This window comes from Criibacterium bergeronii (assembly GCF_001693775.2).
In the GTDB taxonomy this organism is placed as follows: domain Bacteria; phylum Bacillota; class Clostridia; order Peptostreptococcales; family Filifactoraceae; genus Peptoanaerobacter; species Peptoanaerobacter bergeronii.
In genome coordinates this window covers 1-13,007 of record NZ_MBEW02000024.1, presented here as the reverse complement: position 1 = coordinate 13,007, position 13,007 = coordinate 1, and the positions used below count along the sequence as shown (strand labels likewise).

Below are 13,007 nucleotides of genomic sequence, written 5' to 3'. Positions count from 1 at the left end.
AAATATGAAAAATATTAAAGAATTACTTAATTTGCCTGTAGTTTCGCTAAAAGATGGTGAAGAAATAGGCAATATAAAAACAACCTATGTAAACTGCGACAAAAAAACAGTGGAATACATAGTTATCCAAAACAATGATTCCGATACTATTAAGGTAGAAGTGGTTATCCCGTATTTACACCTTTCTTCAGTGGGAAATTATGCAGCTACACTAGAATCCTTGTCCTCTGTAATGGACATTAAGTTATTACAGTTTGATGATAAAAAATATAAAAAACAAGACGATATAATATCTCAAGTCATTATCACTGACACCGGTGACTATGTTGGTAAAACCTACGGTTTTGATTTCGATGAAAAAACCGGTGAAATAGAGTCATTACTTTTTGATGACGCAGCTGATAATAGCAGTGCAATCTCAAAAGAGGACATAATAACACTAGGCCATAAGCTAATAATCGTAAAAAAAAATAGTAATTTGACTATAGTTAAAAAAGATTTAGAAGAAAGAGCTTTTAATAAAAATAATAATATAGAAATTGAATTTCCAAAAGACGCTTTAACAGAAGATACAGAAGAAAATTATAATAGCGTTAAGAAAAAATACCTTCAATCCAAGCTATATGATATGTATCCGGAGGAACAAAAGGCTGAATATACATCAACAGGTAAAGTAGATTTAGACGAATTTGTTTCTAATAGGGAAAAAAAGGTATTAGGTCAAAAAACTACACAGGATTTGATTGGTTCAAACGGCGAAGTCGTTGTGTATAAAGGTACAGAGCTTACAGAAGAATTAATAAAAAAGGTCAAAGAAATGGATGAAAATCTATTTTATGAGCTATTGGCAACAGTATAAAATAAAAAATTTACAATAATTATTGAAAAATAGCCAAAAAACTATTGACGAACTGACAGAACGATTGTAAAATAGAGACAGAAAATTTCATTAGAAATTTAGATTCCATAGGAGGAAATATTTATGAACAAAGCTGAATTAGTAGCAAAAATGGCAGAAAAAAGTGGTATGACTAAAAAGGATTCTGAAGCAGCACTTAATGCCTTTATGATGACTGTTGAAGAAGAATTAGTTAAAGAAGAAAAAGTACAACTAGTTGGATTCGGAACATTCGAAACTAGAAACAGAGCAGCAAGAGAAGGTAGAAACCCAAGAGACCCTCAAAAAACTATCAAAATACCTGCATCTAAAGCTCCAGTTTTCAAAGCTGGTAAAAACCTTAAAGAAAAAGTTAATAGCACAGCTAAAAAAGCAACTAAAAAGAAATAAACATTGCACATTGTATCGCCTCAAGATTAATCTTGGGGCGATATTTTTTAGTAAAAAGGCGTAGATTTATTTTTTTAACAATTCATCGTAAAATAGATATAATTTTTGCAAGGAGTTTTCCAAAAAATAATAGTGAAAAATATATGGTATCAGCAGAATTAATAGCAGCATGGTAGCAAGCAGCAATTTATTATTGTATGTGACTAAATAAAAGCCAATGCCTAACATACTGAGTATGGCTGTGGTTGTCAGTACAATCAAGTGTACAAATCTTTCGTGTTGATAGAAGGCTATTTTGATTGTAAATTCTTCTTTTACTTTTTCCAATTTTTCATTAGGCAAATCTTCTTTGAGAAGTCTTTGTATTTTACTAATGTAAGCTTTAATTTGCTCTTTCATAGCGGTTCTCCTTTTAACGACATATTTAATTTTATTATAGCATAATAAATGGTAACGTGCGAGGTATCTAATTTTATGGGTATTTTACATTTATATAAAGTATATGTAGAGATACTTGTAGGCTATTTTTAAATGTAAAATTACTTATTGCTAAATATATGGTATAATGATTATGTCTACAAATATTTGAGCATATATAAAATTTTTAAATTATTTAAATGGAAAGTGGAAAAATGAGATTAGATAAATTTTTAAAGCTATCAAGAATAATAAAAAGAAGGACTGTTGCTAAAGATGCGTCTACTAATGGCATAGTGAGCATAAATGGCAAGCAGGCAAAACCGGCAACTCAGGTTAAGATAGGAGACATAATACAAATAGATTATCCATCTGCCAGCTACAAATACAGGGTCAAGGACATCAAAGAAAATGTTAAAAAACAAGAGTCTGAAGATTTATATGAGGTAATAAGCTAATGAACAGCTATAGAAATGAGCTTTCAAATAACAAAGCTCCTAAAAAAGCAAATAAGCCTAAAAGCTTTGACAATGAGCCGTTGGATTTGATATTCAAGGCAATATTTGTAGTAATGGTAATTTATTTTGTATTTACTTTTTACAAACAAGATAATGAAATGAAACAACTAAAATCAGAGCTGGCAGAGGTCACCGACACCTATGAGAATAAAGAAAAAGAGCTGGCAGCGATAAAAAAAGATATAAAAGATGTAAATACAGATAAATATATGGAAAAAAGAGCAAGACAAGATTTGAAAATGGTCAAGAGTAATGAAACAGTATATGTAGATAAAAATAGAGAAAAAAATCTATCAAATTAGCCAAAGGAGTATCAATGAAGGTTGCAACAATTGACATTGGGACAAATTCAATGAGATTATTATTAGCAGACTATGAAAATGAAAACATAGTTTCAAACAAAAAAGTGGCAAAAGTCACAAAAATAGGTCGTGGAGTAGACCAAAACAAACTTTTATCTGAGCAGGCAATAAATGAAAATGTGAATGTACTTGAAGAATTTGTAAAAACAGCTAAGCAAAATAAAGCCGAAAAAATTGCTGTAATGGCAACATCAGCTCTAAGAGATGCAAAAAATTCAGAGGAATTTCTTGAAAAAGCTTATGAAAGGACAGGCATCAGGGTGACAATTCTTTCAGGTGACATGGAGGCAAAACTTGGATTTATGGGCATTAAGAGCCTTTTAGACCCACATGATTATTCCTTGACAGTTGACATAGGCGGAGGCTCTACAGAGTTTATAGTTGGAGATGTGACCGGAGAAATAATTTTTGCAAAGTCAGAAAATATAGGTTGCGTAAGGCTTACAGAAAAATTTTTAAAATCAGACCCTCCAACAGATTTTGAAATATCATGCATGACAGATTATATGAACCAAGTTTTTGAAGATACATTTGAGGTTATAAGGAAATACAAAATATCACAAGTAATTGGTATAGGAGGCACATTTACATCTCTTTCTTCTATGCTGCAACATCTTGAGGTATATAACCCATTAAAAGTGCATAAATCTAAGCTCTACATTGATGATGTTGTGTCGCTTTATGATGAGCTTGCTGCCATGCCATTATCGTACAAGCAGACTATTGTAGGCTTGCAGGCAAAAAGAGCAGATGTTATATTTGCAGGTGTAGCGATAATAAAATGTATAATGCAGCATTTAGGAACAAATGTTGTGACAGTTAGTGAATTTGATAATCTTGAAGGCTTAATATTCGAAATTATGAAATAAATATAGGGGGAAGTAAAATCACAGATAAACTGAAAGCTCTTATAAAAAATCTTCCGGAATCAAGTGGCGTATATCTTATGAAGGATGCCAATAAAAATATAATATATGTTGGCAAGGCAAAGGTCTTAAAAAACAGAGTAAGACAATATTTTCAATCTCAAAGCAATATGCAATCCAAGGTTAGAGCCATGGTGTCGCATATTGATGAGTTTGAATATATAGTGACAAATTCTGAGATGGAGGCTCTTATACTGGAAAATGTCCTGATAAAAAGGTATAAACCAAAATACAATATCCTATTAAGGGACGATAAAACCTATCCTTATATAAAAGTGACAGTTCAAGAAGATTTTCCAAGAGTTATAAAAACTAGAAGGCTTGAAAAAGATGGAGCAAAATATTTTGGACCATACTCCAATGCTTTTGTAGTCAGTGATATGATAGAATTAATTCATTCGGCATTTAAGATTAGGACTTGCAAAAGAGATATATTAAAATCAATCGAAAAAAAAGAAAGACCGTGTCTTAATTATTATATAAAAACTTGTGACGGACCATGCTTGGGAACAGTAAGCAGAAAAAAATATGACGACAACATAGCAGAGGTTATAGAATTTTTAAAGGGTAAAAATGACGATATACTGCAAAATCTTGTAGATAAAATGAAGTATTTAGCGTCCAAGCAGGAATTTGAAGAGGCTGCAATAGTTAGAGATAAAATAGATGCAATGAAAACCATGCTGGAAAAACAGCAGATAGTTTCGGCTATAGACACTCACGACAAGGATTATGTAGCGATTTCAAAAAAAGAAGATTTATATGTTATCTATGTATTTTTTGTAAGAGGTGGCAAGGTAGTAGGCACTGAGCATTTCTTTTTTGAAAAGGAAGAAAACACACTTCCTGAAGTCCTGATGCAATCTTTCTTAAAACAATACTATTTAGGCAAAGCTTATGTACCAAAAAGTATATTTACCAATATAGAATTTGAGGATATGGAGCTACTGTCAACAGCTCTTAGCCAAAAGGGAAATACTAAAATAGAAATAAAAATGCCGATTAAAGGCGAAAAAAAATCTGTCATGGAAATGGTTGAGCAAAATGCTCAAGAGGCACTTTTAAGAAATTTAGTTGTAAAAAAAGAAAAAAACAGTAAACTGGCAAAAATTAACGAAGAGCTAAGAGCCACTTTAAATTTAGAAATAGAGCCACGCAAGATTGAATCGTACGACATTTCCAATATTTATGGAGTAGACAGCGTAGGAGGGCAGGTAGTTTTTGTTGATGGCAAAAAAGCACCTAAGCTATACAGGAGATACAAGATAAAAACAGTCCAAGGTCCTGATGATTATTCATCAATGAAAGAAATAATTTCTAGAAGATTAAAGCATGGAGAATATCCGGACTTAATTTTATTAGATGGCGGTAAAGGTCACGTTTCAGTGATTAGAAAGCTATTATTTGAAAGTGGAGTTGACATTCCTGTTTTTGGAATGTATAAGGACGACCATCACAAAACCTTGGGACTATGTAGTGACACAAGAGAGTATGAAGTAGAAAAACACAGTGCCTTGTATGTATTTATCAGCTCAATACAAGAAGAGGTGCACAGATTTGCAATAAACTATCACAAAAGCCTTAGAGATAAAAAGATGGGTATGTCAGCTCTTGATGATATTTCAGGAGTTGGAGCAAAAAGAAAAATGGCAATATTTAAACACTTTAAGAGCATTGACAAAATAAAAAATGCAACGTTGGAAGAGCTTTTAGAGGCAGGTGGAATAGATAAAAGAACAGCAAAAAATATTTTTGAGCATTTTCATGGTAATAAGGTCTAATATTTCACTTTGGAGGTCTTGATGAAAAAAACAAAGAAAAAGAAAATTTCTACAAGAAAAATGATAGAGGATTTAAAATTTAAGCCTATTTATATGCCTAGTGATGTTGACACATTTATCGAAGATACAAATGTAAATAGACCTGGATTAGAATTAGCTGGATTTTTGGATAATTTTCAATATGGAAGAATACAAGTAATCGGAGAAACTGAGCATCTATTTTTTAATTCTCTAGGCAAGGATAAAATGGGGGAATCCATAGACAGAGTATTATCATATGACATACCTCTTGTAGTTGTATCTAGGAAAGTTGAGGCAAGTCAAGCTCTTAAAGATGCAGCAAAAAAATATTCAAGAATAATAGTAAAAAGTCAAGAATCTACGACTCAGACGGTATCTAAAATATCCAATTACCTAAACTTTCAATTAGCACCGGAGCTGGTAATGCACGCAGTGCTGGTCGATGTAGATGGCGTAGGAATACTAATAACCGGAGAAAGCGGTGTGGGTAAAAGTGAGACTGCTTTAGAGCTGGTAAACAGGAATCATAGACTAATAGCTGATGATGCAGTTAGAATAATCAAGCTGGACGAAGATAGATTGCTTGGTACTGCAACAGAGACATTGGAGCACTTTATGGAAATAAGGGGACTTGGCATTATAGATGTTAAGTCATTATACGGTATAGGTGCAGTAAAGCAGTATAAAAAAGTTGATTTGGTAGTAGAGCTTGAGTTGTGGGAAGATGGCAAGTATTACGACAGACTGGGATTAGACCAAGATTATATAGAGATACTTGGTAGCAAGGTTGAAAAATTAACCGTACCGGTTAGACCCGGACGTAACCTAGGCATTATCATTGAGCTTGCAGCTAGAAACCAAAGACAAAAATCCATGGGATACAATGCAGCAGTAGAGTTTAATGAAAGAATTATAGAAAAGCTTAAAAGAGACCATGAAGCCAAGGAGTAAAATTAAAATGAAAAAAAACATCGGGATTGATGTGGGTGGTACAACTATAAAAAGTGGAATTACAGACCAAAACGGCAAAATATTATATAGAGCACAAATACCTACAAATGTCAATTCAGGCTTTGATGCAATTGCTCAAAATATGATAAAAATGCTAGAGGATTTACTCAAAAATTCAAATGTCAGCCAAGAAGAAATTGACACAATCGGTATAGGTATACCGGGAGTAGCAAAGGAAGATGGCACGATATATTACTGCACAAATTTGCACTGGATTAATGTGCCGCTAGGTCAGATTATCCAAAAGCATTTTCCAACTGTAAAAGTAATGATTGAAAATGACGCAACTGTTGCCGCTATAGCCGAATATGCACTAGGCAGTATAAAAGGTGTAAAAAATGCAATCATGCTCACGCTTGGTACAGGTGTTGGAGGAGGCATTATAATAGATGGCAAAAAATATTCCGGCAGTCAGCAAATAGGCTCAGAGCTTGGACATATGGTCATAGGAGATAATAATTTTTACGATTGTAACTGCGGTTGTAATGGGTGCTTTGAAACCTATTGTTCAGCTACAGCCGTCATAAAATATGCTCAAAAACTCATAACAGATGGAGAAAAATCCATACTAACTGAAAAATACACCCTAGAAAATATAGACGCAAAAGCAGTCTTTGATGGCTATGTATTAAAAGACACAGTATGTATAAAGTCAGTTGACAGATTTTTGGAATATTTTTCCACTGCAATTGCAAATTTAATAAAGATATTCGACCCGGAATATATTGTACTTGGCGGAGGAATGTCAGCCGCATTTGACTTATATATTGGAAAATTGGAAAAATTAGTGGCTCAAAAAATATTATTTAAGGAGCTACCTATATCAAAGATTATAAAGGCAGAGCTTGGAAATGACGCCGGAATAATTGGTGCAGCGATGCTAAAATAACAAAGGAGAATTAATGGATATACAAACCTACAGAAAAATATTAAGACTAATAATAATAGCAAACCTCATATTTTTTGGACTTTCAAACTATATGCTTTTGCTCAAGATAATATCATATATAATAGCTTTATTTTCTCCATTTATTTTAGGAGGCTGTATAGCATTTGTTTTAAATATTCCTATGACTTTTTTTGAGAAAAAATTATTCAACCATTCAAAAAAGCCAAATGTAAACAGAGCAGTTTCAATTTTATTTACACTATTGCTGTTTTTATTAGGTATAGTTGTAATAATATCTATAATCATTCCGGAAATAATAAATAGTGTAAATGAAGTAAGCTCAAACTTTCCTGATTTAATAAACAAACTTTTTGCTTTTTTTGAAAGTAAAAATATAAACTTAAAAGAATTGCTAGGATATTATATGCCAAACGGCTTTGATATAAATAATTTTGACCCAAAAATTATTTTGTCAAAAATTTCTTTAAACAATACTTCAGGAACATTGATGTCAATATTTAATGCGACTACTACAGTATTTTCCAGCGTATTAAATTTCTTGCTGGGATTTATATTTGCAATGTATATTTTGGCTGGCAAGGAAAATCTTGGAGAAAGGACAACTAAGCTTATAAGAAAAGTTTTTGGTGAGCAAAAAGCAGATAAAATATTGGATTTTGCTAATTTAGTGTATAAAAGCTTTGCAAACTTTATATCCGGACAAGGTACAGAAGCAATCATACTAGCGGCAATGTTTTTTGTTACAATGATGATTTTAGGCATACCAAAGGCATTACCAAGTGCGGCTGTAATAGGAGTATTTTCGCTAGTGCCAATATTTGGAGCTTTTTTTGGCTTTTTGTATTCCTTATTGACAATAGTAATAATTGAACCGACAAAAGCAGTTTGGTTTATCGCACTATTTTTAGTGCTGCAACAGGTAGAGGGCAATCTAATTTATCCAAGAGTAGTTGGTAAATCTGTAGGACTGCCGGGCATGTGGGTGCTTGTAGCTGTCACAATAGGTGCGTCTGTTGCCGGTATAAATGGCATAATCATAGGAGTTCCTATGGCATCAGTGATATATACTTTGGTAAGCAACTTTATAGATAAAGATAAATTGATTGAAAAAAAACCGCAAGAAAATGATGATAAAGCTAATTGATACAAATATTAAGCTCAATTAAGTAATTTTAAAACATAATCATCGAATGAAAATCTAATTAATTTGGAGGATAGTATGGGTCTTATAAAAGCAGGAATAAATGCAATTGGTGGCACTCTTGCCGACCAATGGAAAGAATATTTTTACTGTGAATCCATGGGCAATAATATCTTAGTAGCAAAAGGAAAAAGGAAAGTAAACTCAAGGTCATCAAATACAAAGGGCGATGAAAATGTCATTACAAACGGCTCAGGCATAGCAGTAGCAGATGGACAATGTATGATAATAGTTGAGGACGGCAAAGTCGTAGAAATATGTTCTGAACCTGGCGAATTTACCTTTGATATGTCATCAGAGCCATCAATATTTACTCAGGATTTAGGAGATACTATCCAAGACACCTTGGATAATATGCTAAAAAGATTTACCTATGGTGGCATGGCAGGCAAAGACCAAAGAATATATTATTTCAATATAAAAGAAATTATGGGCAATAAATTTGGCACTCAAAGCCCAATACCATTTAGAGTAATAGTAGATGAAAACCTAGGTATGAAGATGTCGGTGGATTTAAGAGCCAATGGAGAATATTCGTATAAAATAGTAGACCCGTTATTGTTTTATAAAAATGTTTCAGGAAATGTAACAAGCTACTTTGAACGCTCACAGATTGACTCCATGCTAAAATCTGAGCTGCTAAACGCTTTGCAGCCGGCACTAGCCAAGCTGACACAGCAAAAAATAATGTACTATGAAATACCGGCTCACACAAAGGAGATAACTCAGGCTCTTAGAGAAGAATTATCAGTAGATTGGAAAGAAAAAAGAGGTATAGAAGTAGTATCTTTAGCCTTAAATTCTGTCACAATACCTGATGAACAAAGACAAAAAATTACCGCATGGGAAGAAAATGTCATGCTTACAAATCCTACACTTGCAGGGGCACATATAGTAGGCGGACAAGTAAGTGCGATGAATAAAGCCGCAGAAAATAAAGCAGGAGCATTAAATGGCTTTATGGGTATGAACATGGCAAACAATATGGGCACAGTAAACGCAGGTGATTTTTACGCGATGGGCAATAAAAATATGAATAGTCCATCTAATACTGTACCATCTGATGGAAAATGGATATGTGTTAAATGTGGAGCGACAGCTACAGGAAAATTTTGCTCACAATGCGGTGCACCAAAGCCTGAAAGTAAAGAATGGTTTTGTAGCAACTGCGGAACTAAAAATTCAGGAAAATTCTGTTCAGAATGTGCAAACCCAAGACCTTAATGACTAATTTATATTTATGGAGCATACAAAATGCCACAAATAGAAGAATATAAATGCCCGAATTGTGGAGGGACGATAGAATTTGATGCAAACTCCCAAAATTTAAAATGCAGACATTGCAGTGCTGAAATTGACGTTCACGCATTTAAAGAATATCAAAATGATAAAAATAAGAGTAATGACAATCTAAATTGGAATACAGGTGCAGGCAAGCAGTGGGAAGAATCGGAAAAGCAAAGCTTGAGGACATACACCTGCGTATCCTGTGGAGGACAAATAATAGGCGATGAAACTATGGGCTCAACATCATGTCCGTATTGTGGAAATTTTGTTGTAATACCTAGCCAGTTTAGCGGAAATCTAAAGCCGAATTATGTCATACCTTTTAAACTTGATAAAGAGGCAGCAAAAGAAGGACTAAGAAAGCATTTACAAGGAAAAAAATTATTACCATCAGTATTTAAAGACGAAAATCACATAGATGAGCTAATAGGAGTATACGTTCCATATTGGCTCTTTGATGCTGATGTATATGCAAATATACATTATAAAGCGTCCAATGTCAGAGTATGGACGGACAGCAGATTTAGATACACAGAGACAAGATATTTTGACGTAATAAGAGCAGGAAACATTTCATTTGACAAAGTGCCGGTTGACGGCTCTATAAAAATGGACGATGAACTGATGGAGTCTATAGAGCCATTTTATTTTGAAGATGCGGTTGACTTTGAGACGGCATTTCTTGCAGGCTATGTGGCAAACAAATATGATGTTGACTCTAAAGAAAGCATCAACAGAGCAACTCAAAGATTAAAAGAGTCTGCCCAAGACTCCTTTAGACAGACAGTGCATGGATACAGTATTGCAATACCGCAGTTTTCTAATATAGAGCTGCAAAATTCAGTTGTAAAATATGCACTATATCCGGTATGGATACTCAATACCACATTCAATGGCAACAAATATGTTTTTGCAATGAATGGGCAAACAGGCAAATTTGTTGGAGATTTACCATCTGATGATGTAGCTGCAATGAAAATATTTTTGAGCACATTATTTACTACTAGCATTTTAATTTTGGCGGTGGTACTTATTTGGTGGATGTTTTTATAAAAAGGAGACAAAATGAAAATAAAGATAAGATATTTTACATTTTTAGTTTTAGCAATATTTTGCTTTTCATCACCTTCCTTTGCTATCCAAGAAAATGCACCGTTGGTAGTGGATAATGCAGACCTGTTGTCAAATTCTGAAGAATATGAACTGTCACAAAAGTTGAGTGAAATTTCTGCAAAAACAGGAGTAATGGTAGTAATTGACACAGAATATTACATAGGTGGTAAAAGTCCAAGGGATTTTGCGGACGACCTTTCAGACTCAAGAGGGTATACAGACTCAGTCATACTTTTATTAAGTATGGCAGAAAGAGACTGGTATATTTCTACTACCGGCTTTGGGATAATAGCCATAACTGATGCAGGTAGAAAATATATAGCGGATAAATTCGTGCCATATTTATCAGACGGAGATTATTATAGTGGCTTTGATAAATTTGCCACATTAACTGATGAATTTTTGGCACAAGCAAAAACAGGGCGTGCCTATGACAAAGGACATTTGCCAAAAGGAAGCTTTCCATTTTTAGCAATACCTGTTGCCTTATTACTAGGTGCAGTGGCAGGTGGAGGCAGAGTTTTTGCAGCAAAAAGCCAGCTAAAAAGCGTAGCAAGGCAAAAAGCTGCCAGCTCTTATGAAAGGAAAAACAGCAGAAAACTTACAGATGCAAGAGATGTATTTTTGTATAGAAATATAAGCGCAGTGCCTATACCGGTTGAAAAAAATAATACCTTTGGTTGCGGTGGCGGCAGCTTAACCCATATGTCAAGTGGCGGAGTAATCCATGGAGGCGGTGGAGGAAAATTCTAGTAGAAATATTGTAAAATTAATTAAGATGTGCTAGTATTTTATCTAGTGCATCTTTTTTTTGCAAACACATATTAATTTTGGCAATTTACATTGGAGTTAAGATGGAACAGGTACTAACACCCAGCAATATGGTTATTTTATTTTCGCTTTTATTTTTTGCCGGACTGGTGGACTCAGTGGCAGGTGGCGGAGGAATAATAAGCCTACCGGCATATATGTTTATAGGCTTACCGGCACACGTTGCTATGGGATGCAATAAATTTTCTGCATCCATGGGCACATTACTGGCGATGGCAAGATTTTGGAAAAATAGAGCCTTAGATTTAAAAATGGGGGCGATTTCTGCGTGCGGTTCATTTATTGCTGCATACATTGGTTCTTCAGTTGCACTGATTATAGATGAAGACTTGCTTAAAAAAATATTTGTAATAGTGTTACCTTTTGTTGCAGTTATAATATTGAACAAGAGACAGTTTGGTGATGAAAATTTTGCTTATCTGATTGAGGAGAAAAAAGCATATCTGCTTGCCTTATTAATTGGCCTGCTAATAGGATTTTATGACGGCTTGATTGGCCCTGGTACAGGCACATTTGCTATAATTGCATATTGTGCAATAATGAGATATGACTTAAAAACAGCCTCAGGAAATGCAAAAGTGTTAAATACAGCCTCAGGACTTGCATCAGTAATAAGATTTATTATTAGTGGCAAAATTGTCTATGCTATAGCAATACCGGCGGCATTTTTTAGTATTACAGGAAGTTATATAGGTGCAGGACTGGCTATAAGAAAAGGGTCAAGATTTATTAAACCAATGATGATTTTGGTTATAACCTTACTTTTCTCAAAAATGTTATTTCAAGACATTTTGCATATAATTTAGAAAAGGAAAAATATATTATCATATAAAATTTTTTAATTTGAAAAAATTTGCATTAAAACTTTCATGTTTACCAAGTTTTTTGAAAGTTATATATTAAAATTTTAAAAAAATCGAATATTTTAATTGTATTTATATATCTTCTATGTTATAATTTTAGTTGTGATTTTTGTAACAATCATTCATTTTAGTTAGTTTTAATAAGTAGTCATTTTTAATAAAAAGTGATTACTAAAATTTTTTGTAGATGCTTGTTTAATTTTTAACATACTAGTTTTTTTTACTAAAATCTAGTTAAATTTTATTTTTAAAGCTTTGTTTTAACCATACACTATTTATTTTAACGCTTATGACAAGGCAAAATATCATAAACAATTATACATACTGTTAATTTTGCTGATAACGCTTTTATATAATAGTCATAAATTAAGACAACCTTTAAAAATAATTAAACAAAACCCTATAAAAGATATATTTAGATATTAAAAACCAAAACCCCTAAGGAGGAAAAAAATGGAATTTGGACTATCAAAACAAC

The 13,007-nt window shown here is 33.3% G+C and carries 14 protein-coding genes; 13 read left to right on the top strand and 1 reads right to left on the bottom strand.

All coding sequences use genetic code 11. The features are described from left to right. The first annotated feature begins 4 nt into the window (after positions 1 to 4). On the top strand, positions 5 to 859 hold the full coding sequence (locus BBG48_RS08900; RefSeq protein ID WP_068913093.1) for a PRC-barrel domain-containing protein: 855 nt from the start codon (positions 5 to 7) through the stop codon (positions 857 to 859). A gap of 123 nt (positions 860 to 982) precedes the next feature. After that, positions 983 to 1,288, top strand: a complete 306-nt coding sequence (locus BBG48_RS08895) for an HU family DNA-binding protein (RefSeq protein ID WP_068913091.1) — start codon at positions 983 to 985, stop codon at positions 1,286 to 1,288. 66 nt (positions 1,289 to 1,354) lie between these two features. Here the strand turns inward: BBG48_RS08895 and BBG48_RS08890 are convergent, their stop codons facing one another. Then, positions 1,355 to 1,687 (bottom strand): hypothetical protein, encoded by a 333-nt coding sequence (locus BBG48_RS08890; protein ID WP_068913089.1) that lies wholly within the window; start codon positions 1,685 to 1,687, stop codon positions 1,355 to 1,357. Between the two features lie 233 nt (positions 1,688 to 1,920). Between BBG48_RS08890 and BBG48_RS08885 the strand changes: the two genes are divergently transcribed. From BBG48_RS08885 to BBG48_RS08835, 11 genes are all read left to right on the top strand, one after another. Then, positions 1,921 to 2,163, top strand: coding sequence for an RNA-binding S4 domain-containing protein (locus BBG48_RS08885; protein ID WP_068913088.1), 243 nt, complete (start codon positions 1,921 to 1,923; stop codon positions 2,161 to 2,163). Beyond that, positions 2,163 to 2,525, top strand: coding sequence for an FtsB family cell division protein (locus tag BBG48_RS08880; protein WP_068913086.1), 363 nt, complete (start codon positions 2,163 to 2,165; stop codon positions 2,523 to 2,525). The genes BBG48_RS08885 and BBG48_RS08880 overlap by 1 nt, the downstream gene beginning before the upstream one ends. Before the next feature lie 14 nt (positions 2,526 to 2,539). Beyond that, positions 2,540 to 3,454 carry a Ppx/GppA phosphatase family protein gene (locus tag BBG48_RS08875; RefSeq protein ID WP_068913084.1) on the top strand — a complete coding sequence of 305 codons (915 nt, stop codon included), beginning with the start codon at positions 2,540 to 2,542 and terminating at the stop codon, positions 3,452 to 3,454. 17 nt (positions 3,455 to 3,471) lie between these two features. Continuing rightward, positions 3,472 to 5,292, top strand: coding sequence for an excinuclease ABC subunit UvrC (gene uvrC, locus BBG48_RS08870; RefSeq protein ID WP_094754422.1), 1,821 nt, complete (start codon positions 3,472 to 3,474; stop codon positions 5,290 to 5,292). Between the two features lie 21 nt (positions 5,293 to 5,313). Continuing rightward, complete coding sequence (gene hprK, locus BBG48_RS08865; protein WP_068913080.1) at positions 5,314 to 6,264, top strand: HPr(Ser) kinase/phosphatase; 951 nt, start codon at positions 5,314 to 5,316, stop codon at positions 6,262 to 6,264. 7 nt (positions 6,265 to 6,271) lie between these two features. Then, positions 6,272 to 7,213, top strand: coding sequence for an ROK family protein (locus tag BBG48_RS08860; protein ID WP_068913078.1), 942 nt, complete (start codon positions 6,272 to 6,274; stop codon positions 7,211 to 7,213). Positions 7,214 to 7,226: 13 nt separating this feature from the next. After that, a complete protein-coding gene (locus BBG48_RS08855; RefSeq protein ID WP_068913077.1) occupies positions 7,227 to 8,378 on the top strand; it encodes an AI-2E family transporter in 1,152 nt (383 codons plus the stop codon). 75 nt (positions 8,379 to 8,453) lie between these two features. After that, on the top strand, positions 8,454 to 9,659 hold the full coding sequence (locus BBG48_RS08850) for an SPFH domain-containing protein (protein ID WP_068913075.1): 1,206 nt from the start codon (positions 8,454 to 8,456) through the stop codon (positions 9,657 to 9,659). A gap of 30 nt (positions 9,660 to 9,689) precedes the next feature. After that, a complete protein-coding gene (locus tag BBG48_RS08845; protein WP_068913073.1) occupies positions 9,690 to 10,775 on the top strand; it encodes a hypothetical protein in 1,086 nt (361 codons plus the stop codon). A gap of 12 nt (positions 10,776 to 10,787) precedes the next feature. Next, positions 10,788 to 11,588, top strand: coding sequence for a TPM domain-containing protein (locus BBG48_RS08840; RefSeq protein WP_068913071.1), 801 nt, complete (start codon positions 10,788 to 10,790; stop codon positions 11,586 to 11,588). A gap of 101 nt (positions 11,589 to 11,689) precedes the next feature. Continuing rightward, the gene (locus BBG48_RS08835; RefSeq protein ID WP_068913069.1) at positions 11,690 to 12,472 is read left to right on the top strand and encodes a sulfite exporter TauE/SafE family protein; all 783 of its coding nucleotides are present in this window, start codon (positions 11,690 to 11,692) and stop codon (positions 12,470 to 12,472) included. Positions 12,473 to 13,007 lie beyond the last annotated feature (535 nt).

Bases quoted from the DNA above. Each gene is read 5' to 3' on its own strand.
- BBG48_RS08890 (WP_068913089.1), bottom strand. From the start codon at position 1,687: ATGAAAGAGCAAATTAAAGCTTACATTAGTAAAATACAAAGACTTCTC.
- BBG48_RS08850 (WP_068913075.1), top strand. From the start codon at position 8,454: ATGGGTCTTATAAAAGCAGGAATAAATGCAATTGGTGGCACTCTTGCC.
- BBG48_RS08895 (WP_068913091.1), top strand. From the start codon at position 983: ATGAACAAAGCTGAATTAGTAGCAAAAATGGCAGAAAAAAGTGGTATG.
- BBG48_RS08860 (WP_068913078.1), top strand. From the start codon at position 6,272: ATGAAAAAAAACATCGGGATTGATGTGGGTGGTACAACTATAAAAAGT.
- BBG48_RS08880 (WP_068913086.1), top strand. From the start codon at position 2,163: ATGAACAGCTATAGAAATGAGCTTTCAAATAACAAAGCTCCTAAAAAA.
- BBG48_RS08875 (WP_068913084.1), top strand. From the start codon at position 2,540: ATGAAGGTTGCAACAATTGACATTGGGACAAATTCAATGAGATTATTA.
- BBG48_RS08845 (WP_068913073.1), top strand. From the start codon at position 9,690: ATGCCACAAATAGAAGAATATAAATGCCCGAATTGTGGAGGGACGATA.
- BBG48_RS08835 (WP_068913069.1), top strand. From the start codon at position 11,690: ATGGAACAGGTACTAACACCCAGCAATATGGTTATTTTATTTTCGCTT.
- BBG48_RS08855 (WP_068913077.1), top strand. From the start codon at position 7,227: ATGGATATACAAACCTACAGAAAAATATTAAGACTAATAATAATAGCA.
- BBG48_RS08885 (WP_068913088.1), top strand. From the start codon at position 1,921: ATGAGATTAGATAAATTTTTAAAGCTATCAAGAATAATAAAAAGAAGG.
- BBG48_RS08840 (WP_068913071.1), top strand. From the start codon at position 10,788: ATGAAAATAAAGATAAGATATTTTACATTTTTAGTTTTAGCAATATTT.
- BBG48_RS08900 (WP_068913093.1), top strand. From the start codon at position 5: ATGAAAAATATTAAAGAATTACTTAATTTGCCTGTAGTTTCGCTAAAA.
- hprK (WP_068913080.1), top strand. From the start codon at position 5,314: ATGAAAAAAACAAAGAAAAAGAAAATTTCTACAAGAAAAATGATAGAG.